Source organism: Chitinophaga sp. G7 BAM 1005 (assembly GCF_057126945.1).
This window is the reverse complement of sequence record NZ_CP181478.1, coordinates 552,610-577,400: the sequence shown is the minus strand read 5'-3', so window position 1 is coordinate 577,400 and position 24,791 is coordinate 552,610. Positions and strand designations below refer to the sequence as shown.

Here is a 24,791-nt window from a genome sequence, read left to right as displayed (position 1 = left end):
TAAGCCAAGTTGTGAAAAAAGCCATATCCATCACCAGGCGCATGTGCGGCAAAGCAGGCTACTCAACCAGGGAACCTCCGGACATGCTGGTTTTATTGTCGGAATTGCCCTGCAAATTGGCGTTTTTGCACCCATCCGTATCCCCCGTTTTGATGTAGGTTTACAATATCAAAATATAAACATCGTATGCAACGCGCCTCCATTATTATACTTTTATTATTTGTAACACATTTGCAGATGAATGCACAACAAAAACAAACAGGCCATTATGCAATAGTGAATGGCTTAAAGATGTATTATGAGATCCACGGCAGCGGCGCCCCGCTGGTACTGCTCCACGGCGGAGGTTCCACTATTAAGTCCAACTATGGCGCTATCCTTCCGGAGCTGGCGAAAACACAGCAGGTGATTGCTGTAGAACTGCAGGCGCATGGTCATACTCCTGATATCGACCGCCCATTGAGCTTTGAGCAGGATGCGGATGATGTGGCTGCGCTTCTCGGGCAGCTGCATATTGCCAAAGCCAACTTTATGGGCTTCAGCAATGGAGGCACTACTGCTCTGCAAATCGCCATACGGCATCCGGAGCTGGTAAATAAACTGGTACTGGCCTCTACGCTTTACAGGCGCGATGGCACGCCTCCCGGCTTCTTTGATGGATTCAAAAATGCGACTATGGACAATATGCCGACGCAGCTAAAGGAAGCGTACCTGGAAGCCAATCCCGATCCCAAAGGACTTGAAGCGATGTTTCACCGGGATGTGGCGAGGATGGGGAATTTTAAAGATATCAGCACGGAAAAAATAAAAGGTATCCAGGCGCCGGCGTTGGTGGTAAATGGCTATGCAGAGGTGATCCTGCCGGAACATGCGCTATTACTGGCGCGTACTTTGCCACATGCACAACTGGCCATCCTGCCGGGCGGCCACGGCGATTATATCGGGGAAATTTGTGCGCCCGACAAGCAAAGCAAAATACCCGTTTTGGTAACAGCGATGATTACAGCATTTTTGAAAGAATAACATGGCGGAGAACACATTTACTCCGCCATACGTGCCTGCGCCGTGGGGGTGAGATAAGGATAAAACATACCGGAAAAAATTTCGCTGTAATGTTTTATAGCATTACTTCCTTTCAGCCTCCCGGTTAATTCATTATTTGACAGCCAGAAGTCACCCATAATAAATATCTGCGTCACCAACGCTTCCCAGATACTTTCCGGCAGATCGGTCCGGAAAATTCCCTCTTCTTTCAGCTGCCCGAAAATAACAAAGAACTCCTTTGCCCGGCGTTGTGTAAGCGCATAATAGTTTTTTCTGATAGCCGGCACACGCAGGCTTATCTCCACAAAATGTAAAAATATAAAACGGTATTTATATGCCAGTTCCAGCGAGCGGACGGAGAAATCCCGCAGCGTATCCAGGCTTACGGGATGAATTGACTCCAGTTCCGAAACCAGGGCATCAAAGTCAGCAGCCAGGCGTTCATAAAGTGCTTTTATGATTTCATCTGTCTGCCTGAAATGATAATGAAGATTTCCCGGGCTGATCCCCATTTTCGCCGCAATATGCCTGCTGGTAATTGTATTTACGCCCTGACTGTTATAAAGCTCCAGCGCCGTTTTGAGAATATTTGTCCTCGTATCCATATCCAAATTTAGAACAATTGTTCTAAAAATAATAATAATTAGTACATTTGTTCTAAATACAGGTGATATGAATAACGAATCGTATGATCAGCAGGAAGACGATAAACCTCTTCTGCAAAGACTAAGAAGCAGCATTATCCCGGTTAAGCCTACGGATACCACATCCGTAAAATTACTGAAAGACAGTGCGTTTTACCTATTCGCAGTAATGGCATTACTTATTACGCTACTACTCGGAGGCGCCATCCTGTTTGTATTGTAAGATGAGAGGTTTATCTGATCCGTTGTTCATTATCTACTGCGGGCTATGGGGTATCATCCACTTCTTCAGGCATATACAACAGCCGGTTCCGCTGGTCAACGGATATCTCACCGACTTCATTGCAGTGCCTGCTATGGCACATGTTGCGCTTACTTTTACGCGCAGCTGTATTGTCCGCGACAAACATTATACCTATCCCCTCTCTTATCTCCTGTTCATCGCGCTATATATGTCGGTGGTTTTTGAATGGGTAATGCCACGGTTTTCTGCTGACTATACCGGCGATATCTGTGATGTGGCAGCTTACTTTGGAGGAGGGTTCTTCTATTATTACGTGCATGGGAAACGGGCGTACATTGCATGCCTGGCACCATCATTTAAATCCAATACATCCCGCCACCATCAGCGCCACGGTAACAACAGCCGCCACTGTCCGCACGGTATTCAACCGGTTCCACCGTTGCTCAAACGCCGCCCGGTGCTGCACCAGCTGTCCCGCAGAAGCAGCCGCAAGATCCGCTTTATCCAATGCATTATTGAGCGGAACATTGCCTACCATCGTCACCCCAAAAACACCTGTAAAATAAACAAAGGTAGCTCCCAATACACACCAGCTTCCAGGCGACACGGAATAACTGAAATACACCCAGGTACAAACAGGCAACAAAGCCAGGGAACCCAGAAAAGAAGAGAAAAATACAGGATTGAGAATAGCCCGGTTGATAGATTGCATGGCAGACAGATAACCCATATCAGATAAGCGGCCCAGCCCCGGGTTTACCGAACAGGAATAGGCGTAGAAAAGTCCTCCCATTAATGCAGTGGAGACAGCCGTAATTCCCAGTAAAATCTGCAGGAAAGTAAGTCCCATGTGCTAAAATTTTAAATGATGCGGACAATAGATCTTACATGAAAATATAACATCCCACTCATATAAACTATAACAGATTTACCAGCTGATTTTCCCTCAGGCTTACCGTCTATTAAGCTAAGGCTTCTGTATATTTTTTAAAATTATCCAGGATAGCCTGCCAGCCGCCTTGTTGCATTTCAATGCTGTGGGTATCCTCTGCGTCAAAAGTTTCTGTAACAGCGGTAGTGTTACCTGTTGCAGAAAAAGTCACCTTTACGGTTCTGCCATCTCCCATTGTGTAGGTAATGAGTTCGTGTTCCACCACGTCGTTGTATACGCCGCCGAAATCAAAACCGAAGCTGCCATCTTTGGCTTCCATACGTGTTTCAAACTTACCGCCCGGACGCAGGTCATTTTCTGCTTTTGGAGTATGCCAATCGTCAGAGGCCGTGTTCCATTTAACAATATGCTCAGGCGAACTCCAGGTAGCCCATACTTTTGCAACTGGTGCGTTAATAGTTGCGCTTACTGTGATTCTAGTCTTATTAGCTGTTTGCATTTTTTTAAGATTTAAATGTTAATCGTTATTGTTAATGCAAACATAGCGCGACTATTTTATTCCCGGCATGGCTAAATACGACAAAATAGCATCCTGTTTGCGACAACCTCCGCAATACCGGTTTATTTCCAGTTTACTACTGTAAATACAATGGAAGAATAATGATCCTTTTCATACAGCACGCCTATTTTCTTCCGGGCCAGCTGCACAATATCGGAATAGGCCGCATAACCATAACCAGCTTTCTTTGAGCCATCCCCTTTATATATTACATAGCTTTTTTTCCAGGTGCGGCCATCATCAAGGCTGATACGGAGCGTGAGGTTATCCCTTTCCAGCGAATCGGCAGCATTGCAAAAGGCGAGTATATTTTTCCCTTTAGAAGTACCTACATTCAGGATGCTACCCTGGCATACGGCGTCTACCAGCTGGTGATCAAAATAAGTAGTATCCCAGGTGGCGCCGCCATCGCTGCTGATAGATACGATCCGCACCTTCACATCTTTTGCCTGGTTACGGCTGTTCATCATCAGCTTATTGCCGGAAAGCGGAGCCGCTATCGATTCATTGCTGCCGGGCAGGTTAATACTGTTGCCTAAATGAAATGTTTTACCATGATCATCCGTATAGTAACCATGCGCCACATAATGCCGCGCGCCGGGCAATGCTTTACCCGCGGTGTGATTGGCAGCAATAAAAATTCTTCCTTTAAAAATGCCTTCGGGAAACTGCATCACATGGCCAGGGGTGTTGGCGTAATAGCGCCAGTCTTCCGCAAAATTAAACGCCGGGTCAGTATCCGGTTGTTTCGGCCGGTGCACCTGCAGGGTAATATCTACCGGCGTGGCCCAGGTGCGGCCACCATCCGCAGAGGTGATGTAATAGCAATGTTTTATCCCTTTGCCTTTAATGATATCCCCTTCCCGGTGCGTACCGGTGTTGTAAAAAAGAAAGATCCTCCCCTGTGGATAGGCCGGATCGGTAAGGTCTACCACCGGCGCGGGGTTGGAGAGCTGCAGGTTATCGGCGCCGGCCACTACCTGCATGGGCGACCAGGTTTTGCCTTTATCCTTACTGCGTTTCATCACCATATCAATATCTCCGAAATCATCCATGCCGTTTACCCGGCCTTCTGCAAAGGCCAGCAGGTCCCCATCGGGCAATGCAATAATTGCGGGGATACGGAATGTTTTGTAACCATCCGTTCCTGAAATAAAAACAGGTACTTCTTTTTGTTGTGCATACGCAGTGCCGAAGCACATCATCAGCAGCACAGCCATTATCTTTTTAATCATCATTATTTATTTATCAGGTCAATATCATTTGTTTGCGGACGTAAAAAGCATAGTTGAATGATAATTGCTACCAATACGATCCCTGCCAGCATAGCAAAGCTTTGTCCGAGGTTGCCCGCATCCGTGGAGCGTCCCAGCAGATCGGTGATAAAGGCGCCGGCAAATACGCCGGACATATTCAGGATCCCATAGGCGGTAGCCCGTGAACCCGATGGCACAAACTGGCAGAGAATAGGCATGTTGTTGCCATCAAACATACCAAAGCCAACCCCAAACAGGATGGCCGCTCCCATTACATGCGCCAGGCTGTGTCCCAGTCCTATCAGCAGCAATGCCGGGATGGTAAGCGATAAGCCAATGGCGCTGGTATAAATTCTCCCCCTGTTATTTCGTTGTACCCATTTATCAGATAATATGCCTCCGAAAATTACGCCGAGGAAAGAGGAGGCCGCGATAGTAATGGTAGATAAAGGGCCTGCGGCCGACATATCTATCTGTAAACTTTCAGAAAATAAGGTCGGCAGCCAGTTTTTTATTCCCCAGCCAGGGAAACTCGGAATAGCAAAATAAAACAGGAGGATCCAGAAAGAAATATTCGTCATCAGTAACCCCAACCCTTTCCCGAAAGGCGGTCGCTCCTTCACCGCACCCGGGGTTTCTTTCACGGCTTCCCGCAAACATACGATCAGTATCAGCGAGTATATAATGCCAATAATACCAAAGGCATGAAAGGTAGCATGCCAGGAAAACCTGGCGGCAATAGTAGCGCCAAAGCCACCAAGCGCCTGTCCCATGTAAAGCCCGGTCATATGAATGCCCACGGCCAGCGACCGGGTGGCAGAGGAATGGAAATCTGCAATGAGCGACAGCCCCGCCGGTATATACAATGCCTCGCTAATGCCCATCAGGGCGCGTAACCAATACAACTGCTGAAAAGTAGTGGCATAACCCATTGCAAACGTTACCCCCGACCATACAAACAGGCTTCCCACAATCAGCCATTTCCGGTTAAGCCTATCCGCAATGATGCCCGACAACGGACTCATAAATCCATAGATCCACAGGAAAATGGCCATCAGGTAGCCAAAATTGGCGGCCGATTGCAAAGCCGCGATATCCACCTGCATGGCGGGTTTCATGGTCGACAGCATCTGCCTGTCCATGTAGTTCAGCAATGCTACTACCCATAGCAACCCTACTACTACCCAGCGATAACTTCCTTTATTGGACATGATACACAGATCAGTTGAAAATTAATTTACCTGAAATTATTACCGGCGTACGCACGCCTGCTTTTATTTCTCCCGAAGGAATTATGATAACCCCGTTCCACAAAAATGCGGTGGTGGTAACAGGACCTTCCATCGTTAAAGCATTTATTGCTTTCCATTGGCCGGTGGTGGTGTTATACAGCCATACTTCCTTTGTAAACCCCGGATGCGTATTTAACAGTGTTTTCTTCTCGTTTGTCAGCGTTTCCTTTTTGATACTGTCAGTAGCCGCACTGATGGCGGCGTTCAGCGCTTCTACTTTGCTGAATATTGCTCCTTTGTCGCCGCTGAAAAACAGGATTTCATGATCCCCTGCTGCCAGCCCCGTTCCTGCGGAAACGGGATAAGGCAGTGGATCTTTGAGCGCCCATGCCTTTGTATACAAATCGTAGCGGTAGGTGGTATTAAAAATGTCGCTGATGCCGTTGCTGTTTTTCCGCCGGCCACCGATCAGGTACACCGCGCCATCCTGTATGGCCATCACCGCGTGGGAAACGGCCACCGGTATATCTGCCAGCGTTTGCCAGGCAGCGCCCGGCGTGGATATATCCAGCGAAAAGAATTTAGCGGATGGTCCACTCACCGATTCGCCTCCGGCTACATACAGCATTTGCTGATAACATGCAGCCGATAAATTGGTGAGCGCCACCGGCAACGATGGCAGCATTGTAAAACTAATGTGCCCTGTAGCATCACAGGTTAATCGCGTCACCTTATCCGTGGGGCCATGATCATTTTCACCACCAGCGTAAATAAGTCCTGTTGGTGTGCTCACGCTGGCGCTATACGCCAGTGGTTGCGGCAATGTTTGCCGGCTTACAATGCCGGGCAGCACATTGTCTTTTTCATCTTTCCGGAAAATATAAATGTCCTGCTTATAATTTTTTATACCGCCATTCCAGGGCATAGTGTCAGGAAAATTAGCGCCGCCGGCAACGATCATTACATTATTGCTGACGCCTGTTACCGGCCCGGCTACACCGGGTTGTACGGATTGCCCGGCGGCAGGCGGCAGTACCGCTGCCACCTGCCATTGCACTTTATCCACATTTTTTTCCTGGGCGTTGATTGTGTTCACCGTTATCATCATAAATATTGAATAAAGTATCCGTTTCATGAAGGTTGTACTTTCTGAAAAAATGATATGGCATCCAGCTCCTGATACAGTTTATCGTACTGTGCAGGCGTAAACGTGGTTAATGGCAGCCTGCACGGACCCAGGTCCCAGCCCAGCATCTTCATAATGGCTTTTTGAGCAGGTATAGGCGGGTATTTTGCAAAGATTCTGATCACCTCCACCATGAATAAATGCTGCTGCTGCGCGGCCTTTATATCGCCCTTTTCAAAATACGCTTTTGTTTGCAGATATAACGGCGCTGCAAAAGTATACGTGCTGCCGATAGCGCCCCTGGCGCCTACTGCCAGCGCGGGCAGTAACAACTCATCGAACCCGAACAGCACATCAAAGCGGCCGTTCTGGTAATTAAAACAGGATTGATATTCCTGGATGGTGGACGAAGTGTATTTGATCCCCGCCAGGTTGGGAATCCTGTTGCCGGCTATTTCCAGGAACTCCATCATATCCATGCCTACACCGGTAAGCGTGGGAATATGATAATAGTAAAACGGCAGCGTGGGCGCGGCGGCGGCAATATCTGCCATACAATCTGCCAGTACCTGTACGGAAGTGGGTTTAAAATAAAATGCCGCCACTGAGGAAAATGCATCCGCACCGATGGACGCTGCATGCGCAGCCAGTTTCCGCGATTCGGCAATGCTGCTGTGACCTACATGTACAATGATCAGCAAACGCTTCCTGGCTGCTTTTACAAATGCTTCCGCTACCTGCATTCTTTCTTCAGTGGTCATGTTAGGACCTTCGCCATTACTACCGCAAACAAATATTCCTTTTAAGCCGTCTTCTACCAGCTTATCTGTTAAAGCAGGTATCAGCTCCAGGTTCAGGGAACCATCCCCGTGAAAGGGGGTAAATGCGGCCGCAATCAGTCCTTCGATATGTTCATGCTTCATGAAATGATACTTTTATATTGGGTTATTCGGGTTTTGAAGTTGCGTAACCAGGTGTTTGATTAACCAGCAAATCAGTGGTCCATACATTGGCGTCGATTGGCCATAATATTTTATATCCCTGCGTGGCTTTATTCAGTACGCCAAAAGGATGGCCTGCATTGATAAATACCAGCGGTTCATTGCCGTATTTCATCCTCCGCAGATCATACCATCGCTTGCCTTCATGTACAAACTCTTTGCTGCGTTCCGTGAAGATGGCAAGTTCATTGGCATCCTTAGACGAATTTACAAAAGGAGCAGGATCTATCCCCGGGCCGCCAAAAGCACGGTCGCGCACGGCTTTGATGTAAGGCGACGGATCGCCACCTTCCGCATTCACTATTTCCGCGAGCATCAGCAAACGGTCGGCCTCACGGTAAACGGGCCAGTCGTCGGAGAAATACCGCTTTTGCGTTACTGCATCAAAAGTACCCAGGAATTTACGCAATACAGTATTACGTACTTTCACCACCGGGGTTCCGCTGGTTTTATCTACTTTATAGAAATCGTAGAAGGTAGCTGCTTTGCGCTGATCCAGGTTATCATAGCTCTGGAATAATCTGAAGCTATAACGGTAACGTTGAATGATCTGTTTTGAATTTACCTGCCCGATGTTCAGCGGATCGGTGAGCTTTGGTGCAGAGGCGAGTGAATCCGCGTACCAGTCCTGCGCTATGCCGGGCAGGTCGTAGGTAAACAACGACACGGTAGACATTTCAGCTTCATTTACCATGAAAGAAATAGCAAAAATAATTTCACTGTTTTTCTTATTGGTATAAGCAAACACGTCGCTGAACTTTGGCAACAAACTGGCGCCTGTTACAGCATTAAGCGCCGCTTTTGCGGTAGCCAGATCTGCCGTGTTACCATACACTCTGGCAGACCATAAATAGATTTCACCTTTCAGCATTAATGCCGCCGCCGGTGACCATTGTCCTTTGCCCTTTGCAGCGGCTGTACCAAAATTGCCAACAGCCTTATCCACATCCGACTTCACCGATGCAAGTACGTCTGCTTCAGTAGCCCGTGGCATGCGTAGCAATACCGGGTCTGTTACACCATTTGCCACATCAGGGGTTAACCGCAGCGGCACACCACCGTAGGTACGTAACAGGTGAAAATAGTAACAGGCTCTCATGGCATATGCCTGGCCAAGCAGGTATTTCTTTTTATCATCTCCCAAAAAACCCGTTGCTTCTACTTTTTGTATAAAGAGATTTATTTGTAAGATAGGTCCATAAAATCCGGCCCAGTTATTCACCCCGGAAACGTTCTCCTCTATCCGTTGCTCAATAATGGGGCTTTCCTGCAACGACAAGGTAAAAGCTTCTTCTGTGGTTAGGCCACCGCCGCGCATTTCGCCCAACCGGAAAAACTGGAACTGGTCGTTGCGGAACTCGTTATGCAATCCCACCATGTAGTTGGTGATCTGCGCTTCATTCTTCCAGAAGTTAGCATCTCCAAAAGAATCTTCCGGCGACAATTGTAGTGTTTTCTTACAGGAGCTGGCAGCAGTTAATATCAGTGCCAGCAGGAAAATATATGTTGTTTTCATGAGTGCTGATTTGATACGTTAGAAAGTGAGATTAGCGGAAAATACCAGTGATGTAGGAATCGTATATACGCCATCCTGCTGCCCGGTACGTTCCGGCAGTGCCAGCATTTTATTGCTGATGTATCCCAGGTTTTGCCCGGTTACCATTACTGTTAAGCCGGCAATGTTTGCGTTATTGAGTATCTTTTTCGGCACTACATAGCTCAGCGTTATTTCCCGGAAAGCGAGATAGCTGGAGTTTTTCCAGAACATATCGCTGTGCCGGTCGTAGTTCTTTTTCAGCTGCTGATCCTGGTTTACATAGATGGGATACTTTGCATTGGGATTTTCCGGTGTCCAGGTATCTTTCACCAGGTCGGTGCCGTTGAATTCGCCCTGCATGCTACCTAGCGCCCACATTTGTTTTACATCCATCTGCATAAAACCGATGGCGTAATCAAGACGGGCAAACAGCTGTAAGCCCTTCCAGCCGGCGGCTACATTGAATCCGCCGGTCCAGCGTGGAATAGTGCGGCCTAATGATACGCGGTCCCTGAAATCGATGGTGTCGTTTCTGTCGAGATCTTTCCATTTCATATCACCGAGGCTGGTGGCCCAGAAGCCGGTGAGCCCATTTTTATCTATCAGCTGCTGACTGGCAACCGGCCGGCCTGCAGCGTTGTTCAGCTGCACCTGGCCGGCAGCGAGATCTATTTTGTTATAAGCTGCTAAATCAGCGGTAGTTCTGATGATGCCATCTGTTAAGTAGCCAAATATTTCGCCAGGTTCCTGTCCCTCCTGCAAACCGCCGGCCCATATTACTCTGCCACTGGCAGGATCGTAAATCTGCGCCCCGTTCTGACGGTTCTTTTCATTCCCGTTAAACGGCAGCTTCAACACCATATTTTTATTCCACGCTACGTTGGCGCCCACGCTAACATTCCAGTTGCCCGACTGCAATACTTTATAATTCAGGTCTGCTTCAAATCCCCTGTTCCGCATAGATCCGTTGTTGGTGAGGATACTGTTTACACCTGCAGATCCAGGCAGATTCACGCTCGCAATTTTATCGCTCGTGTTCCTGTTGTAAAAGGCAATACTTCCGTTCAGACGGTTATTAAATAATCCGTATTCCACGGCCCCTTCAATAGTATTGGTTTTCTCCCATCGTAAGCCGGGATTGGGGATACCACCCAATGAAAATCCGATTACGCTTTCATAGCGGGTCGTAGCCGGGTAACCTCCCTGCAGGGAGTATACATCAATAGTGCCGTCGGAGCGCTTTCCTACTTCACCGATGTTACCATTCTTTCCCCAGCTGCCACGGAGTTTCAGGAAGGATAACCACTTACCGGTGTTCACCATAAAGTTTTCCTTATGCAGCAGCCAGCCTACGGAAGCGCCGGGAAACAGGCCATACTGGTTATCGCCTATCAGCCTGGAATAGCCGTCCCTCCTGGCCGTAAACGTAGCGAGGTATTTCCCTTTCCAGTCGTAGTTAATACGGCCAAAGCCGGACAGGATGCGTTCCCGCAGGTGATACGAATTTTGCCCGCGGGTGTTGGCGTCGCTGGATGTTAATCCAAGTGTGGGAAAATCATCCGTAGGCGCCAGTTTTCCGCTGGCCGATAATCCATAGTTATAAGCATCAAAAAATTCACCGCCGATCATCGCATCGATATTATGATCGTCGTGGATAATTTTGGTGTAGTTCAGCGTAGCATTATAGGTTTGACGAACCGTGCGATCAAAGGCTGCGCTACTGCTGCGGGTGCGGTCCCATCCTGCATTAGGATCTGTTTTGCTCATCACGCCGGTACGAAAGTCTTTATTGAATGATTCCTTAAAGCTTTCGTCGTACATGAGAATAGCGCCTATTCTGAAGTAGAGATCTTTATACAGATCTACTTTAAAAGATTGCGCGAGGGTAAACTTATCCGCCTGGTTTTTACGGGAATATTTATCCATGTTTACGGCGGGGTTACCGTCGCCTGCGTTCCTTCCCAGGAGCGGTTCTCCATTGGAGTTGCTGCCACGCATGGTGGGCGCGGCCATCAGTAAACGTCCCCAGTAATTCACATCGCTGGTTTGCGCCTGATCCCTGGAGTTAGCGCGGGAAAAAGATACGTTGCTTTCCGACTTCAGCCAGGTCCTTATTTTATAATCGCCGTTGAGCGTAAAATTCAGTCGCTTGTAGAACGACTTACGCGCAATACCATCTTCATTATAATAACCGAGGTTGGCATAGTAAGCGCCTTTTTCGTTACCCCCCGTCATACTGATATTATAATCCTGTGTGAGTGATTTTTTGTTAAAGGCATTGTCTCCATAACTAAAGCCTTTATAAATAAGATCTGCATAGGTACCGTTGGGATCATACTGACCGGCGGCATTGGTGGGGATAGCGTCTTTCATTACTTTCCAGCCGTCGTTGGCGGAGAGCAGTTCCCTGTTCTGATCTGTTAAGCGCATGGGGCTGAATACGGCATTGAGGTCGTAGTTGCCGTCAATGATATTTCCTGCGGCATCTTTATAAACGTTGCCGGTACCGCGTGGCCCCGAAGCGTTAAGCAGACTTTGGTTACCGTTTACCTTATAAGTTTCCACCAATGCTTTTCTGCCCCAGTATAAATATTCTTCCGGGGTGAGCAGGGTGTAGGGAGAATTTAAATAGTTGAAGCCTGTTTTTACTTTCAGGTTAATTTCAGATGTCCCTGATTTTCCTCTTTTGGTGGTGATCATGATTACGCCGTTGCTGGCGCGGGCGCCGTAGATGGCGGTGGCAGATGCATCTTTCAGTACTTCCATACTGGCAATATCTTCGGGGTTGATATCGCTTAAAGAGGGGCGGAATTGTCCGTCGATGATGATGAGCGGGCTGCCGGAGCCATCGAAGTTGGTACCTCCCCTGAGGATGATGTTGGGGATAGCGCCAGGCTTACCGGAGTTGGTGGACACTCTCACCCCGGCAATCGTGCCCGCCAGCGCCTGTGCGGGGTTGGCGCGTATACCGGATTCGAGGATACGTTTATCCAGTCGTGCTACCGATGCCGTGAGGCTGCTTTTCTTTTGTGTACCATATCCGACTACTATTACTTCATCCATTTTAGAAGTAGCGGATACCAGGGAGATGTTCACCATAGTACGGTTTCCCGCTACGATTTCCTGCGGCGTAAACCCGATATAGGAAATGCGCAATACATCTTCAGGTGTGGCTGCTATGCTGAAATAGCCTTCTGCATTGGTGATGGTGGCCGTTTTCTTTCCTTTGATGACAATGCTGACACCGGGTAGTGGCTGCTGATCTTCTGAAGAGATGATCCTGCCGGTGATTTTCTTTGGCTGAGCTACAGCTATTGTACTGATGGCAATGGCAAGGAATACCCCCATCAGTTTGTTGAGAGCAATTTTCATACGGGAATTTGTTTAGACAATAAAACTTGTACTAATATTCTTAAATACTTATGTACTACATATTAAAATTGCCTAAAAAAATCCATACTGCAAAACATTTCTCAAAAAAAGAAAAGGATGTGTATGGAATAATGTATAAAAGTAAAGGCTGTAGCCACTTTGAAAGCGAGGCAGTGGTATGCTGTAACTTATCGTGCCTACTTCTTCAACTTCTTGAAATGATGTTCAAGATGTTTCCGCATGCCTTCGCGGAACTGTTCCCGGGTACCATTCTTCAGTAAGTTTACCAGGTCGATATGCGACACCTTGCCTACAATCGGTACTTTTTCTTCATTCACCAGGTGGCCGAAAATAGGAAGCAACATCGTCTGAAAGCGTTGCATGGTGCGGTTACCGGTCATCTGGTAAATTTTGCCATGAAACTCCACTTCATGTTTGATCCGGAAATTTTGTTTGGTGGGAGTTGTTTTCTGGCTGAGGGCGATCTTCTCCAGTTCTTCAATATCTTTTTTTGTTTTGCGGATATATAAGATGTCTGCCAGTCCCATTTCCAGCGTAAGCCGTAATTCAAAAATATCCTGCAGTGTGGCATCGTCGATGATAAGCGGGTCCATCACCCGTTCCAGCGACCCCAAAATATCGGGGCTGGACAATACCATGCCTCGTCTCTTTTTTGTTTCAATCATGCCCAGCATCCTTAAACGGCTGAGGGCTTCGCGCAATACGTTGCGGCTCACGCCCAGGGCTTCGGTCAGCTCCATTTCCTTCGGCAATGCATCCCCGGGTTTAAAGGATTGCTTTTTGAGATACTCCAGCAGCTTCATCTCCACTTCATCTGCCATCGTTTTATAACTCACTTTTTCAATATCGATATGTAAATTCCCAATTCCCATAAAACAGGTGTGATATTTTGTTTAAATGTACTACAAAATAACAGATCCCCTCAATAATACCGTTTGTTTATCCATGCAGTATCGCCGGATGTTCCTGTAACCGGCGGCGGGTATATTCAAGACCGGAGGTATAAATGGCTTCCAGCCGCTTGAAGTCGAACATGCCGAATTTGCCCAGATCTTCCGGTTCAATAAAATAACTGCACAACAATTTATTCTTCAGCACCGGCTCACGGATAGCCAGGTGCAGGGTTCTTTCCACATTGGCCAGGAAACCTTCTGCCGGGTTGTAAGGTCTAAGCGGGTTTACATGCACGCCAATGATATCGCGGTATTCCGCCAGCAGTGGCTCTATGGGTAGGTTGCCGGAAAGACCGCCATCCACATAGTGCACCCCGTTTATCTCCACAGGCGGAAACAACAGCGGCACAGAAGATGCCGCCAGGACGGCCGGGATCAGCGGGCCTTCACTGAAAATACGCTGATTGCCTGTTAAAAAATCAGTGGCTGCCACGTACAAAGGAGTATCCAGTTCTTCAAATGTCTGGTGCCGGAGTGTTTGCTTCAGTACTTCTGCTACTTTTTTGAGAGACAGGAAACCGGCACGCCAGTTCCGCCAGTGCATCGACAGCCCGAGCTTATGCACCCGGAATATTTCCCTCACCTCATCGGTACTGTATCCATCACAAATAAAGGCAGCTACGATAGAACCCGCGCTGGTAGCGGAAATCGCTTCCGGGTAAATATCCTGTTCGGAAAATGCCTTTAAAACGCCCAGGTGGGCATATCCCCTGGCGCCACCGCCGGATAAAACAAATGGTCGTTTCACAGGCGGGCGGGTTTGTTGTTCATTCATTCGGCTAATATAGAAAAACCTTTTTATTGGCCCGTTTGAAACATAATGTAAACAGGGCTCTCCCCTACCTCTAAACGTATAGCCGTATCCCCTGCTTTCTCCCACTTCACTTGTTTTGCAGGTTCATTCGCCGTAGTCATGGCAGCAGTGCTAACAGGCCATGACGGCGGGTTATCAAGTACCGCATTTATTACATGCGGCCGATATCCTTTCTGCTGATGGGTGCTGGCTCCTGTAGGCGACCAGGCCACCCATACCAGCAAATTCGGATCATCTCCCTTTATAAATTCAAACACATACAGAGAATCCGTTTCTTTCTTTACCACACGCCGGAAACGATAATCTCCCAATGTCTGGTACAATTGCTTCACCGCCCAGAACGACATTTTCGGAACAAAATTCCTCGTAAGCCCGGAGGCGGCGTGAAAAGAGGCTTCATCTTCATCGTTATAATAATACAGGTAAGCGCGCCGGATATCAAGCGTGGCAAACACCAGGAATGACCGCACCAGGTACTGCGCCTGCTGCAGATCACTGGCGCCCTGCCAGTTCAGTTTCAGCGACCAGTCTTTCCGGTGTTTCATAGCTTCCTGCGTACACGCATCATATCCAAATTCGGTTACCCATACTTCCTTGTCTTTTGCATGTTGGTTGCGCCATGCAATAGCGTCTTCAATTACTTTGAGATACTGCAGGGAATTATCTTCGGGGTAGCTTCGGTTCCAGCTGTTTTCACTATCAGCAGATTTTTCTATGGTAGGATAAGTATGCACATTGATCACATCATAGAGGGGAAGTATTTTTTTATCTATATACAAATCATTCAATCCCTGCGAATAAGGATCTGCTTTCACCGCCACTGCCGGCGTAACAATCTTCATCGCCGGATCGCCGGCACGCACGCCCTCTGCCATCTTTGTGAACAGGGTTTTAAAAAGCGCCGGATCAAACCTGGTGCCCGGCTCATTATCAATTTCCAGGGAGGTACATAATTTCTCCGCCCCCGAAGGGCCATAATAAGCGGCCATCGCTTTGCCGTAATCATATGCCCACTGCTCCTTACCAGCCCATAATTGTTTGTAATCCGGACTGCCCAATCCTACTCCCAGAAACTGCATACAGATATCTGTTTCAAACCCGGCGGCTTTCCACGGGCCATAAACGTCCTGTTTCCAGTTAATATGATTGATGGTATTAGGTATGGTGATAGCATCGCCGGGCGCTTTCACATCCCAGCTGATGTTATGATAACTGCGCACCAGCCGGCATACCTGTTTATACAAATCAGGCTTGAAAGTTACGTGGCCGTTGATGCCCATAAAATCCCTGAACAATGGCCGGCTGGTAACCGGTATGGAGTCGGCGACTGCCTGGCTGGTTTGTGCAGGACCATGTTCCGCACAGCCGATCATAAGAGCAGTAAAGAAGAGGATGGCGGTAAACAAATAATTCCGTGGCATAGTACAATGAGCATAAGGAGTGAAACAAAAGAGGCGAATGGTAAGAGTGAAGATATATAAATATCTTTACTCTTACCATCCGCCTGTATCATTGTTCGCTATTGCCTGTTAGTTTCTCCAGCCCGGCACCTGCTTGTACACGCCGTTACTCTGCGCTATTACATCAGGATTCATAGGCCATGCCATATGTTTGGCCGGATCAAAATTACGTGCCGGCCATACCTGTTTTATTTCGTAAGACGACAATGGGTTTACCTTATCGCTATGGATACGGCCATGCAAAGGTGCATTGATCTTCGCATAATCGCCCCATCTTTTGAGGTCCTGCAGACGGTCTGTCCATTCGCAGGCCAGTTCCACGCGGCGTTCGTGCTTGAGATCCTCCATTGTAGGATTTGCAATAGCTGCCAGTCCTACGCGGCTGCGTACTTCATTCAGCGGAGCAGCGGCTTCGCCGCCTCTGCCCAGTTTGATCAGCGCTTCTGCTTTAAAGAGCAGGATTTCCGCATAACGCATCAACGGCAAATTGAGTGCAGTAGTTGGATAATCGGGGCTCTGGTTGATGTTGGTATTGGTTGTAATAACACCATCTTTACCATAAGAGTAAGGCTCCATATACTTATTCATCTGGAAACCAGACAAACTGTTAGTAGAGTAATAAGAACGCACCAGGCCAAAGAAGGTGAATTTATCCCCAAATTTCAGGATGGTTACTTCCCGTCTTGGATCATTCGCTTCGTATTCATCATACAGTTCTTCTGTTGGCTGGAAATAGCCCCAGCCGTTGAAAATAGCCCAACCGGTATTTTCCAGTACTACGCCCGGAAATTCGGAACCACCCTGTACACCGGAGGTAACAGACCACATATATTCTGAACTCCAGTTATTGGCAATACTGAAAACAGCGCGGTAGTTCTGCTGGCTGTTTTCTTTTCCTTTGATGAGCGCACGGTGTCCTTCATCCCTGATCTTATCCGCGAGTGCCGGGATCAATGCCCATTTGGAAGCGTCGTACTGCGCCCAGTAAGCGTATACTTTTACCATATACCCCCAGGCCGCGGCTCTGTGGGCGCGTCCCTGATCGGAGGTGCTATATGTTTCAAAGAGGGGCAGCAGGGAGGCTGCCTTTTCCATGTCGCTGACAATTTGCGCGTAGTTATCCGTTACAGATGGCAGCTGAGGAGGAATACGTTTTCCAAATTCAGGATTTTCCGGTCCGTCGAAGGGAACGCCCTGGTCTTTATGCCCCCAGAGGTAAGCCACCCAGAAATGTGCAAATCCGCGCATAAAATACGCTTCGCCCAAAGCCTGGTTGCGTGCTGCTTCCGTAGTATTTTTTGAAGTGGGCACATTCTGGATCACCTGGTTGGCGCGGTTGATCATTTTATACAGATCAGACCATCCGTTTTTCAGGTAACCTTCCCGGCCACTTGGAATAAAGTTCTTGATATTTTCACCGTCGGCCTTCGCCCTTCCTACAATCAGGTCATCGCTGGCGTCCTGTACCCAGAAGAGATCACGGCCCCAGGTAGATTCATAACGCATGGCTACGTACATGTCGTTGGTAGCCTTCCGGAGATCGTTATCACTTTGCCAGAAGAAAGCAGTGGTAGGTGCGCCATTGGGCTTTGTGTCTACCCATTTGTTACAGGCACTTGCACCCAACATCAGCGACCCCGCGAGAAATATATGTTTGAATGTTGTTTTCATAAAAGCGTTTGGTTTGATCAGAATTTAATATTTGCACCCAGGGAAAACACGCGTGATACCGGGAACTGGCCGCCATCAAGACCAACACCACCTACTTCCGGGTCCATACCGGTGTATTTGGTAAAGGTGAGGAGGTTGTCGCCGCTGAAGTATACACGAAGGCCCTGATTCCAGCTCATTTTCTTAAAGGTATAGCCGATCAACAGGTTCTTTAATCTCAGGTAATTACCATTTTCAAGATACCAATCGGAGTTGGTCTGGAAATTTTTATTGGGATCATTTGCGGAGATACGGGGGATGTTGGATCCTTTATTTTCAGGAGACCAGGCATCGAGGATTTTATCCCAACGGTTGTATCCCTGTTCGGAGCCGCTTAAGGTAGTCATTTTGAAAGCATTGAACAGCTTTACACCGCCCACGCCCTGCATAAACAGGCTCAGGTCAAAATTCTTCCAGGTGAAGTTGGCTGTGAATCCGTAAGTAAGTTTTGGAAATGCGTTGCCCATGTATACGCGGTCGCCGTCATTGATGGAGCCGTCGCCATTCTGATCCACAAATTTCAGATCACCGGCTTTTGCGCTAGGCTGAATCATTTTACCGTCTTTCTGATAAGCTTTTGCTTCGTCATCCGATTGGAAGATACCTGCAGTTTTTATCAGCCAGTAAGAATAAAATGGCTCCCCTACTTTAGAGCGGAAAGGCGTGAGCACACCTCTGAAGGCATCAGTGTGTACCCATGTAGCAGCCGGATCCTCATCTATGGATTTCACCCTGTTCTTTAATGTAGCGATATTAGCTCCCAGGTTATATCCTACCATACCGATATGATCATTCCAGGTTACAGCTACTTCAAAACCTTTATTACTGATTTCTCCTTTATTAATATACGGTGCGCCTATACCGAAAGTATTGGGCCAGTTGGATTGCAGCTGGATCAGGTCATAGGTAAGTTTATCAAAATAATCGGCGGTAATATTCAGGCGCTGTTTCAGGACGCTGATGTCGATACCGATATCTGATTGCTGGGAAGTTTCCCAGGACAGGGAACGGTTAAATGCACTTCCATTGGCGAGTGAGTTGGATCTTGGCGCACCGTCACCCACCTGGAAAGTATAATCCGGAGTGAGTTTAGCATAACCATAATAATGTCCGATGGAACCCAGGTTACCAATCCTTCCCCAGCTTCCCCTGATTTTGAGCAGATCCATCCATTTTACATTATCCATGAACGACTCTGAGCTGATTTTCCACGCGGCTGTTACACCCGGGAAACCTTTGGAGCGATAGCCTTCTGCTAACCTGCCGGCAACGTCGTTACGGTAACTGGCGGTTACAAAGTAACGGTCTGCCCAGCTATAGGATAATCTTCCTACATAGGAAACTGTTCTGTCTTTCCATTCATCATCGGCAGGTTGATTCTGATCAAAGATGGTGGCATTGGTAAAAAACTGCGCCCAGTCGGATTCGTTTTCAAATCCTTTGGCAGCGGCAGAAAAGTTGCGGTTAGATTCTTCCTGCCCTGTCATAGATGCCATCACACCAATGTTATGCCGGTTGATGATCTTATTGTAATTAAGGGTATTTTCCCAAATCCATTTGTATCCTTTATCTGTAGAATAGGTTAAAGTATTCTGATCATTTGGTTTTCCGGGCTCTGTTCTTCTAGGTTCAAAGTTTTTCCACAATGCATTTTGCTGACGGTAAGAAAAACGGGACAGGTAAGTAAGGCCAGGGATAATATCAGACACCGTTAACTCCGTTGCCGACTGCAGGTCATTCCGTTTGTTATAGGGTTGGTTTCTCAGCAGGGTGGCTACCGGGTTGATCACATCTCCGTAGATACCGTTATACTGGGAACCTCTTGGGCCTACGCCGCCAAAGGTACCATCGCTGTAGTATGGGGTAGCGGAGCGCGGCATGTACAAGGCAGAAAGAATAACGCCGCTGTAACCACTGGCGGTTTCTGCATCCCTGTTATCATTATTATTCCAGAAGAGATCCTGGCGCAGTTTAACGTTCTTACTAAACTGATAATTTGCATTAAATCTCAGGGAAATATTTTTATTATAGGTATTGATCAGCGTACCTTCTTCTTTCTCATAACGTGCCTGGAAGAGGGTGGAAAATTTATCCGTTCCGGCATTTACGCTGATATTGTGACGTTGTATCAGACCGGTGCGGAAAATCTCATCCATCCAGTTAGTGCGCGTTACCAGGCCATCCGGGTTTTTGGCAGGATTCCATCCTTCCAGCGGAGTCAGTCCGGCATTGGTTTGCGCGAGGTCGGATACTTTACCCTGCTGTTCTGCTGTGAGTGACTGCAATGTGCGCCAGGGTTCCTTGGCGCCAACAAAGCCGGTATACTGTACGCTGGGTAGTCCTTTTGCAGCCTGGCGGGTAGTAATGAGGATAACCCCTGCCGAACCCGAGAAAGCGCCGTAAATAGCAGCAGAAGCAGCATCTTTCAATACTGTGATGGATTCCACATCAGCAGGGTTATAAGGCGCACCGGGTACGCCATCTACCACATACAGTACATTATCATTCAGGGAACCTACGCCTCGGATTACTACACTGTTGGCATTGCTGGTATGACCACCATTGCTTACCACCGTGATACCGGGTACTTTACCTTGTAACATATTGGCCACATCCAGTACCGGGCGTTCCTTGATCTGCTTCATGTCTGGTACTACTGCTACGGCTGCAGAGAGGTCACCTTTTTTTGCGGTGCCATAACCCAGTACCACTACTTCATTCAATGCGTTGTTGCTGGTTTTCAGCGTAAGGTTCACCGTATCTGAGCTACCGGCAGGCATTTCTACTGTTTCGTAACCTACATAGCTGAAGCTGAGTATGGCTTTATCACTGTCCAGGGTGATTTCAAATTTGCCATCGACATCTGTAACGGTTCTTGTTTTAGTGCCTTTTACCCAAACAGATACGCCGGGAATAGGTTCTTTATTCTCGGTGGTTACACGACCGGTAATTTTACGGGCAACTACCTGGGTAGTTTGTACTTCCGGATCTTTCTCTGCTTTCCTGAGCAGGATGGCTTTGTCGCTCACGCTGTACTCAATACCTGATTTACTACGGAGCATGTTAAGGGCTTCGTTCAGCGTAATATTATCCGGTTTGAAATCCCTGACAATAATTTTGTCGAAGTCCTGTTTTACATAGTTAAATGTAAAGCTGCTCTGGTGTCCCAGTGCGCTCAGCACCTGGGAGAGGGAGGCACGGGAAATATCCAGTTTCACTTTTTCGCTCAACCCGTTTTGCCTGGCGTATCCGAAGGTAGCTGGCAACAGGGCACATCCCATTAGCAGGAATCGTTTGATGCGGGATACAGCAGGGCCGCTGCTGCGGCTATGCTGATCAGCGGAAGTAAATGTCATTTTCATGTGTTGAAATTTTCAGGAGCGTTCACGTGTTATTTAATAGATGATCACCTGTTTGTCGGAAATACGGAATTGTTTACGGCTGATGTAACATAGATTTCCCAGCATTTTTACGAAGCTGTCTTTTTTGAAGAGTACAGAAACATTTTTTTCGATGCCTTGTGTGTTCTCCCATTTCACCTGATAACCGTTGCGTGTGCACAATCGCATAACGGCATCTTTGAAAGGCAGATCAGTAGCGCCGAAGGCGCCTTCTTTCCAGGCGGCTACTTTACCGGCTTCTGTAGCTAAAATATTCAGTGCTTTCTCTTCATTATTATAGGCGGCGGCGTAGCCGGGCTTCAGTATGGTACTGTCTTTTTCCGTGCGTACTTTTACTTTACCCTGTACCAGTGATACACGGGTTAATCCTTCGCCGGCATAGGCTTCCACGTTAAACTGTGTACCAAGTACCTGGATAGCGAGATCCCTGGTGTGGATCACGAATGGTTTGTTCCGGTTGCCTTGTACTTCAAAAAAGCCTTCCCCGGTGAGTTGTACGTTACGGCTTTGTTTATTATAGTCTTCCTTCCATTTAAGGGAAGCCGCAGTATTCAGCCAGATGCGGGAGCTATCCGGCAGTACTACCAGTTTAATATTGCTGGTTTCATTGGTAACCTGGAATGATTTATTGTAAGCCAGGCGGGCGGGCGGCTGTTGTGAATAACGGCGCCACATAAATCCTGCGCCAGCCAGCAACAATATGCTGGCTGCTGCGGCCCATTGAATGGAACGTTTCTTCCACCACGCTACCGGAGCTGCCGGGAGCATGCTGTGAAAATTAGCCAGGAACTGCTGCCGGTAAAGGTTTGATTCCAGGGCGGACAAAGCTGCTTCGCTGTTTAAACCGTCATACCAGTTGTCCAGTAGTGCCAGTTCTTCCCGCGTACATTTTCCTTCATGAAACTTTTTCAACAGGGCTTCAGCCCTCGGATATTTTTGTGTTGCCATCTGTTAATGAATACCCGCAACACAAAAAATGTTAACTCCATCTAAGGTTAAGGAATTGTAAACAACAAAAAAGAGGAGATAAGGCTGGCAGATAAAGCCGGATTTGCTTTAATATGCGCCTTTACCTGTTTAAGGGCTCGGCTGTATAAAACGCGTGCGGAGCCTGCATCTATACCTAGTTGCTGCGCAATTTTCTGGTAAGAATAGTGATGGTTTACGCGAAGGATAAATAACTGGCGCTGACTGGGAGAAAGGATTTCCAGCGCTTCAGAGATAATGGTTTCTTTCAGTCCGTGCAGTTCATCGGAGCCTATTGCATCCGGTGATTCCAGTGTGTCGTTTAATAATACTTCCAGTTTTTTCAGGTGTGCCTGGTAACGGCCATTAGTGCGATAGTACTTAAAGATGCGCAGTTTCAGGGCGTGAAGCAGGTAAAACTCCAGCGTTTCGTCTTTAGGCACTTCCTCCCATTTCACCCATAGTGAAAGCAGTACATCCTGTACAATATCAAATGCATCATGCGGATTGGTTTTCGCCACGGCAATGCCGAGCAACTTATCCCAATAGGCCGCTACAGCCGCTTCAAATTCAGCCTGGCCGGAACTTCCGGATGTATGATGGAAAGATATTTTCTTAAGCGCAGACATAAGTTGAATATAACAGTCCCTACAAAAGTAATTGTCTAATATTACGTGGATATTAACGTTAGGAATTCCAGGCTACTTTTCTCTTAAAAATCGATTTAGCAAGACCTTACAGGAAAGATGTGACATTGTTCCTGTACTTTTCATCGTGAACTGAAAATTAAATTGTTACCGTATTTTGATTGATAATTTAATGTGGACTGATTGGCGTCAATCAAATATAAATTTACTTTTTCAAACGGGAAAGAATATTTATAAAGCGTACATCTTACCTCAAAACGGTATCTTTCTATCTGTTTTAAAAGTCGCCTATGCTCACCGAAGATGCAGCTATCGCCATACAGGAAGAATTACGTCGGCAGGTAATCGCCACAGATGAATTACCGGATACCATTAAAATTATTGCCGGCGCCGACGTGGAATACGACAAAGATTCGAACCTGATCGCAGGCAGCATTGTACTGCTGGACTATACCACCCTGCAGGTAGTGGCCGTAGCCACCCATTGTATGGAAGTTACCTTTCCCTATATCCCCGGACTATTCTCCTTCCGGGAGATGCCTCCCCTTCTGAAAGCCTGGGAAAAACTCCCGCTTTTCCCGGACCTCATCGTTTGCGATGGTCAGGGACTGGCCCATCAGCGCCGTTTTGGAATGGCCTGCCACTTTGGAGTAACGGTTAACAAACCCGTGATCGGCTGCGGCAAAACACGGCTATGCGGCGAATACCATCACCTCGGAGAAGAAAGAGGCAGCCTTGCCCCACTAATAGAAGGCAGTGAGCATATCGGCAACGCCCTGCGAACACAAACTGCTACCAACCCGGTATTTGTTTCCACAGGACATAAAATATCGCTGGCTACCGCCACCGACATTGTACTGAAACTTTGTACACAGTACCGCTTACCGGAAACCACCCGGATATCCGATCATTACGGACGGCTGGCATTACTGGAGTATAAAAATTTGGAGAAATGAATTTATTATTTATATATTTGCAACCCCAAATGGGGGAATACAGAATGGCTGAAAAGCTTGCCTGTAGGAAGGATCGGTAGTTCAGTTGGTTAGAATGCCGCCCTGTCACGGCGGAGGTCGCGGGTTCGAGTCCCGTCCGGTCCGCAAAATCTCGAAGGAACCCGCGCTAGTCGCGGGTTTTTCTTTTATAGTCGATTAGTTAATCGATTTCAGTTTAATGAGATGTTTGAATTTGAGGTGGATGCATTCCTTTGCCACGTTTGATTTACCAATTAACTACAATTACATTTATTCCCAATTTCACAAAACACATGAAGGTTATTGCTCTTCTTATGCCGTTTTGCCTACAGCCACTATCCGTCATAAACTGGATTAGTGATTATTGGGAAAATGTCTTGCAACATTACCTCATGTTAGTAGGTATAAGTACCCTTTTCGTAATCCTTATCTCCAGCCCGTTGATTATTACCGATGGCGCTCAGCTTGGTGCCTTATTTATGATAGGAGCACTTGCTTACGTGCTACTGTACTATTTCATCTATCGGCCTACCTTCAACCTTGACTTTCTCCCTAAACTTGAAACTGCGATAATCGCGTATGAAGGAAAGGAACAAGCCTGGTTGGAGAAATGTAAACAGGATCAGTTGTCAAACCGGGCACCGGTTCTTCTATTTTATGTATTGGAAAAGACAAGTAAATTAAGTTTCCTTGCGCCAACGGATAGATGCGCAGATCTGCTCCATCAAATTTTTGGTGTTAGTCCCAAAGGAATGAAAAATGAACTTGACCTGGTGTATAAAAAAGGTAAGCTGATGAAACCAAACTCACGACACTATCTGGAAGTGTTTAAAAACTTTGATGATGTCTATCATAAGGGAAACAAATCTTAGCGATAAAAAGCAAATCTCTTTAATTTATCTGCCTTTCCAAAATCACATTTTTGAAGGCGACACCGA

Annotated in this window: 20 protein-coding genes and 1 tRNA gene; 5 read left to right on the top strand and 16 right to left on the bottom strand. The window is 47.3% G+C overall.

The window, feature by feature from the left end; genetic code table 11:
- The first annotated feature begins 237 nt into the window (after window positions 1-237).
- On the top strand, window positions 238-1,023 hold the full coding sequence (locus ACMXI2_RS02350; protein ID WP_483780119.1) for an alpha/beta fold hydrolase: 786 nt from the start codon (window positions 238-240) through the stop codon (window positions 1,021-1,023).
- A 17-nt stretch (window positions 1,024-1,040) separates the two neighbouring features.
- On the opposite strand, the gene ACMXI2_RS02345 is transcribed toward ACMXI2_RS02350, so the two are convergent.
- Window positions 1,041-1,649 (bottom strand): TetR/AcrR family transcriptional regulator, encoded by a 609-nt coding sequence (locus tag ACMXI2_RS02345; RefSeq protein ID WP_483780118.1) that lies wholly within the window; start codon window positions 1,647-1,649, stop codon window positions 1,041-1,043.
- Between the two features lie 67 nt (window positions 1,650-1,716).
- On the opposite strand from ACMXI2_RS02345, the gene ACMXI2_RS02340 reads away from it, so the two are divergent.
- Window positions 1,717-1,911 (top strand): hypothetical protein, encoded by a 195-nt coding sequence (locus tag ACMXI2_RS02340; protein ID WP_483780117.1) that lies wholly within the window; start codon window positions 1,717-1,719, stop codon window positions 1,909-1,911.
- A gap of 373 nt (window positions 1,912-2,284) precedes the next feature.
- On the opposite strand, the gene ACMXI2_RS02335 is transcribed toward ACMXI2_RS02340, so the two are convergent.
- The 15 genes from ACMXI2_RS02335 to ACMXI2_RS02265 form a co-directional block, all read right to left on the bottom strand.
- Window positions 2,285-2,782, bottom strand: a complete 498-nt coding sequence (locus tag ACMXI2_RS02335; protein ID WP_483780116.1) for an anthrone oxygenase family protein — start codon at window positions 2,780-2,782, stop codon at window positions 2,285-2,287.
- A gap of 112 nt (window positions 2,783-2,894) precedes the next feature.
- Window positions 2,895-3,323: an SRPBCC family protein gene (locus tag ACMXI2_RS02330; protein ID WP_483780115.1), complete on the bottom strand. Its 429-nt coding sequence runs from the start codon at window positions 3,321-3,323 to the stop codon at window positions 2,895-2,897.
- Between the two features lie 122 nt (window positions 3,324-3,445).
- Window positions 3,446-4,618 (bottom strand): sialidase family protein, encoded by a 1,173-nt coding sequence (locus tag ACMXI2_RS02325; RefSeq protein ID WP_483780114.1) that lies wholly within the window; start codon window positions 4,616-4,618, stop codon window positions 3,446-3,448.
- A 2-nt stretch (window positions 4,619-4,620) separates the two neighbouring features.
- Window positions 4,621-5,850: an MFS transporter gene (locus ACMXI2_RS02320; RefSeq protein WP_483780113.1), complete on the bottom strand. Its 1,230-nt coding sequence runs from the start codon at window positions 5,848-5,850 to the stop codon at window positions 4,621-4,623.
- Window positions 5,851-5,860: 10 nt separating this feature from the next.
- Complete coding sequence (locus tag ACMXI2_RS02315; RefSeq protein WP_483780112.1) at window positions 5,861-7,006, bottom strand: hypothetical protein; 1,146 nt, start codon at window positions 7,004-7,006, stop codon at window positions 5,861-5,863.
- Window positions 7,003-7,920, bottom strand: coding sequence for a dihydrodipicolinate synthase family protein (locus ACMXI2_RS02310; RefSeq protein WP_483780111.1), 918 nt, complete (start codon window positions 7,918-7,920; stop codon window positions 7,003-7,005). Before ACMXI2_RS02310 ends, ACMXI2_RS02315 begins: the two co-directional genes overlap by 4 nt.
- 22 nt (window positions 7,921-7,942) lie before the next feature.
- On the bottom strand, window positions 7,943-9,514 hold the full coding sequence (locus ACMXI2_RS02305) for a RagB/SusD family nutrient uptake outer membrane protein (RefSeq protein ID WP_483780110.1): 1,572 nt from the start codon (window positions 9,512-9,514) through the stop codon (window positions 7,943-7,945).
- 18 nt (window positions 9,515-9,532) lie between these two features.
- On the bottom strand, window positions 9,533-12,907 hold the full coding sequence (locus ACMXI2_RS02300; RefSeq protein ID WP_483780109.1) for a SusC/RagA family TonB-linked outer membrane protein: 3,375 nt from the start codon (window positions 12,905-12,907) through the stop codon (window positions 9,533-9,535).
- Window positions 12,908-13,104: 197 nt separating this feature from the next.
- Window positions 13,105-13,800: a FadR/GntR family transcriptional regulator gene (locus ACMXI2_RS02295; protein WP_079469191.1), complete on the bottom strand. Its 696-nt coding sequence runs from the start codon at window positions 13,798-13,800 to the stop codon at window positions 13,105-13,107.
- A 67-nt stretch (window positions 13,801-13,867) separates the two neighbouring features.
- Window positions 13,868-14,656 (bottom strand): patatin-like phospholipase family protein, encoded by a 789-nt coding sequence (locus tag ACMXI2_RS02290; protein WP_483780108.1) that lies wholly within the window; start codon window positions 14,654-14,656, stop codon window positions 13,868-13,870.
- A gap of 23 nt (window positions 14,657-14,679) precedes the next feature.
- Window positions 14,680-16,116, bottom strand: a complete 1,437-nt coding sequence (locus tag ACMXI2_RS02285; protein ID WP_483780107.1) for a hypothetical protein — start codon at window positions 16,114-16,116, stop codon at window positions 14,680-14,682.
- A 108-nt stretch (window positions 16,117-16,224) separates the two neighbouring features.
- Window positions 16,225-17,826, bottom strand: a complete 1,602-nt coding sequence (locus ACMXI2_RS02280) for a RagB/SusD family nutrient uptake outer membrane protein (RefSeq protein ID WP_483780106.1) — start codon at window positions 17,824-17,826, stop codon at window positions 16,225-16,227.
- Between the two features lie 17 nt (window positions 17,827-17,843).
- Window positions 17,844-21,227: a SusC/RagA family TonB-linked outer membrane protein gene (locus tag ACMXI2_RS02275; RefSeq protein WP_483780105.1), complete on the bottom strand. Its 3,384-nt coding sequence runs from the start codon at window positions 21,225-21,227 to the stop codon at window positions 17,844-17,846.
- A 33-nt stretch (window positions 21,228-21,260) separates the two neighbouring features.
- Window positions 21,261-22,214 carry a FecR family protein gene (locus ACMXI2_RS02270; protein ID WP_483780104.1) on the bottom strand — a complete coding sequence of 318 codons (954 nt, stop codon included), beginning with the start codon at window positions 22,212-22,214 and terminating at the stop codon, window positions 21,261-21,263.
- Window positions 22,215-22,261: 47 nt separating this feature from the next.
- Window positions 22,262-22,861 carry an RNA polymerase sigma factor gene (locus tag ACMXI2_RS02265; RefSeq protein ID WP_483780103.1) on the bottom strand — a complete coding sequence of 200 codons (600 nt, stop codon included), beginning with the start codon at window positions 22,859-22,861 and terminating at the stop codon, window positions 22,262-22,264.
- 308 nt (window positions 22,862-23,169) lie between these two features.
- Here ACMXI2_RS02265 and nfi point away from each other — a divergent pair, with 308 nt between their 5' ends.
- From nfi to ACMXI2_RS02250, 3 genes are all read left to right on the top strand, one after another.
- Entirely contained in the window at window positions 23,170-23,835 is a 666-nt protein-coding gene (gene nfi, locus ACMXI2_RS02260) for a deoxyribonuclease V (RefSeq protein WP_483780102.1), read from the top strand.
- Between the two features lie 70 nt (window positions 23,836-23,905).
- Window positions 23,906-23,979, top strand: a tRNA-Asp gene (locus ACMXI2_RS02255).
- A 167-nt stretch (window positions 23,980-24,146) separates the two neighbouring features.
- The gene (locus ACMXI2_RS02250) at window positions 24,147-24,725 is read left to right on the top strand and encodes a hypothetical protein (protein ID WP_483780101.1); all 579 of its coding nucleotides are present in this window, start codon (window positions 24,147-24,149) and stop codon (window positions 24,723-24,725) included.
- The last annotated feature ends 66 nt before the right edge of the window (window positions 24,726-24,791 follow it).

Coding starts and splice junctions, on each gene's coding strand:
- nfi (WP_483780102.1), top strand. CDS start 23,170: ATGCTCACCGAAGATGCAGCTATCGCCATACAGGAAGAATTACGTCGG.
- ACMXI2_RS02310 (WP_483780111.1), bottom strand. CDS start 7,920: ATGAAGCATGAACATATCGAAGGACTGATTGCGGCCGCATTTACCCCC.
- ACMXI2_RS02335 (WP_483780116.1), bottom strand. CDS start 2,782: ATGGGACTTACTTTCCTGCAGATTTTACTGGGAATTACGGCTGTCTCC.
- ACMXI2_RS02340 (WP_483780117.1), top strand. CDS start 1,717: ATGAATAACGAATCGTATGATCAGCAGGAAGACGATAAACCTCTTCTG.
- ACMXI2_RS02300 (WP_483780109.1), bottom strand. CDS start 12,907: ATGAAAATTGCTCTCAACAAACTGATGGGGGTATTCCTTGCCATTGCC.
- ACMXI2_RS02265 (WP_483780103.1), bottom strand. CDS start 22,861: ATGTCTGCGCTTAAGAAAATATCTTTCCATCATACATCCGGAAGTTCC.
- ACMXI2_RS02270 (WP_483780104.1), bottom strand. CDS start 22,214: ATGGCAACACAAAAATATCCGAGGGCTGAAGCCCTGTTGAAAAAGTTT.
- ACMXI2_RS02320 (WP_483780113.1), bottom strand. CDS start 5,850: ATGTCCAATAAAGGAAGTTATCGCTGGGTAGTAGTAGGGTTGCTATGG.
- ACMXI2_RS02325 (WP_483780114.1), bottom strand. CDS start 4,618: ATGATTAAAAAGATAATGGCTGTGCTGCTGATGATGTGCTTCGGCACT.
- ACMXI2_RS02250 (WP_483780101.1), top strand. CDS start 24,147: ATGAAGGTTATTGCTCTTCTTATGCCGTTTTGCCTACAGCCACTATCC.
- ACMXI2_RS02290 (WP_483780108.1), bottom strand. CDS start 14,656: ATGAATGAACAACAAACCCGCCCGCCTGTGAAACGACCATTTGTTTTA.
- ACMXI2_RS02330 (WP_483780115.1), bottom strand. CDS start 3,323: ATGCAAACAGCTAATAAGACTAGAATCACAGTAAGCGCAACTATTAAC.
- ACMXI2_RS02305 (WP_483780110.1), bottom strand. CDS start 9,514: ATGAAAACAACATATATTTTCCTGCTGGCACTGATATTAACTGCTGCC.
- ACMXI2_RS02315 (WP_483780112.1), bottom strand. CDS start 7,006: ATGAAACGGATACTTTATTCAATATTTATGATGATAACGGTGAACACA.
- ACMXI2_RS02285 (WP_483780107.1), bottom strand. CDS start 16,116: ATGCCACGGAATTATTTGTTTACCGCCATCCTCTTCTTTACTGCTCTT.
- ACMXI2_RS02275 (WP_483780105.1), bottom strand. CDS start 21,227: ATGAAAATGACATTTACTTCCGCTGATCAGCATAGCCGCAGCAGCGGC.
- ACMXI2_RS02280 (WP_483780106.1), bottom strand. CDS start 17,826: ATGAAAACAACATTCAAACATATATTTCTCGCGGGGTCGCTGATGTTG.
- ACMXI2_RS02350 (WP_483780119.1), top strand. CDS start 238: ATGAATGCACAACAAAAACAAACAGGCCATTATGCAATAGTGAATGGC.
- ACMXI2_RS02295 (WP_079469191.1), bottom strand. CDS start 13,800: ATGGGAATTGGGAATTTACATATCGATATTGAAAAAGTGAGTTATAAA.
- ACMXI2_RS02345 (WP_483780118.1), bottom strand. CDS start 1,649: ATGGATACGAGGACAAATATTCTCAAAACGGCGCTGGAGCTTTATAAC.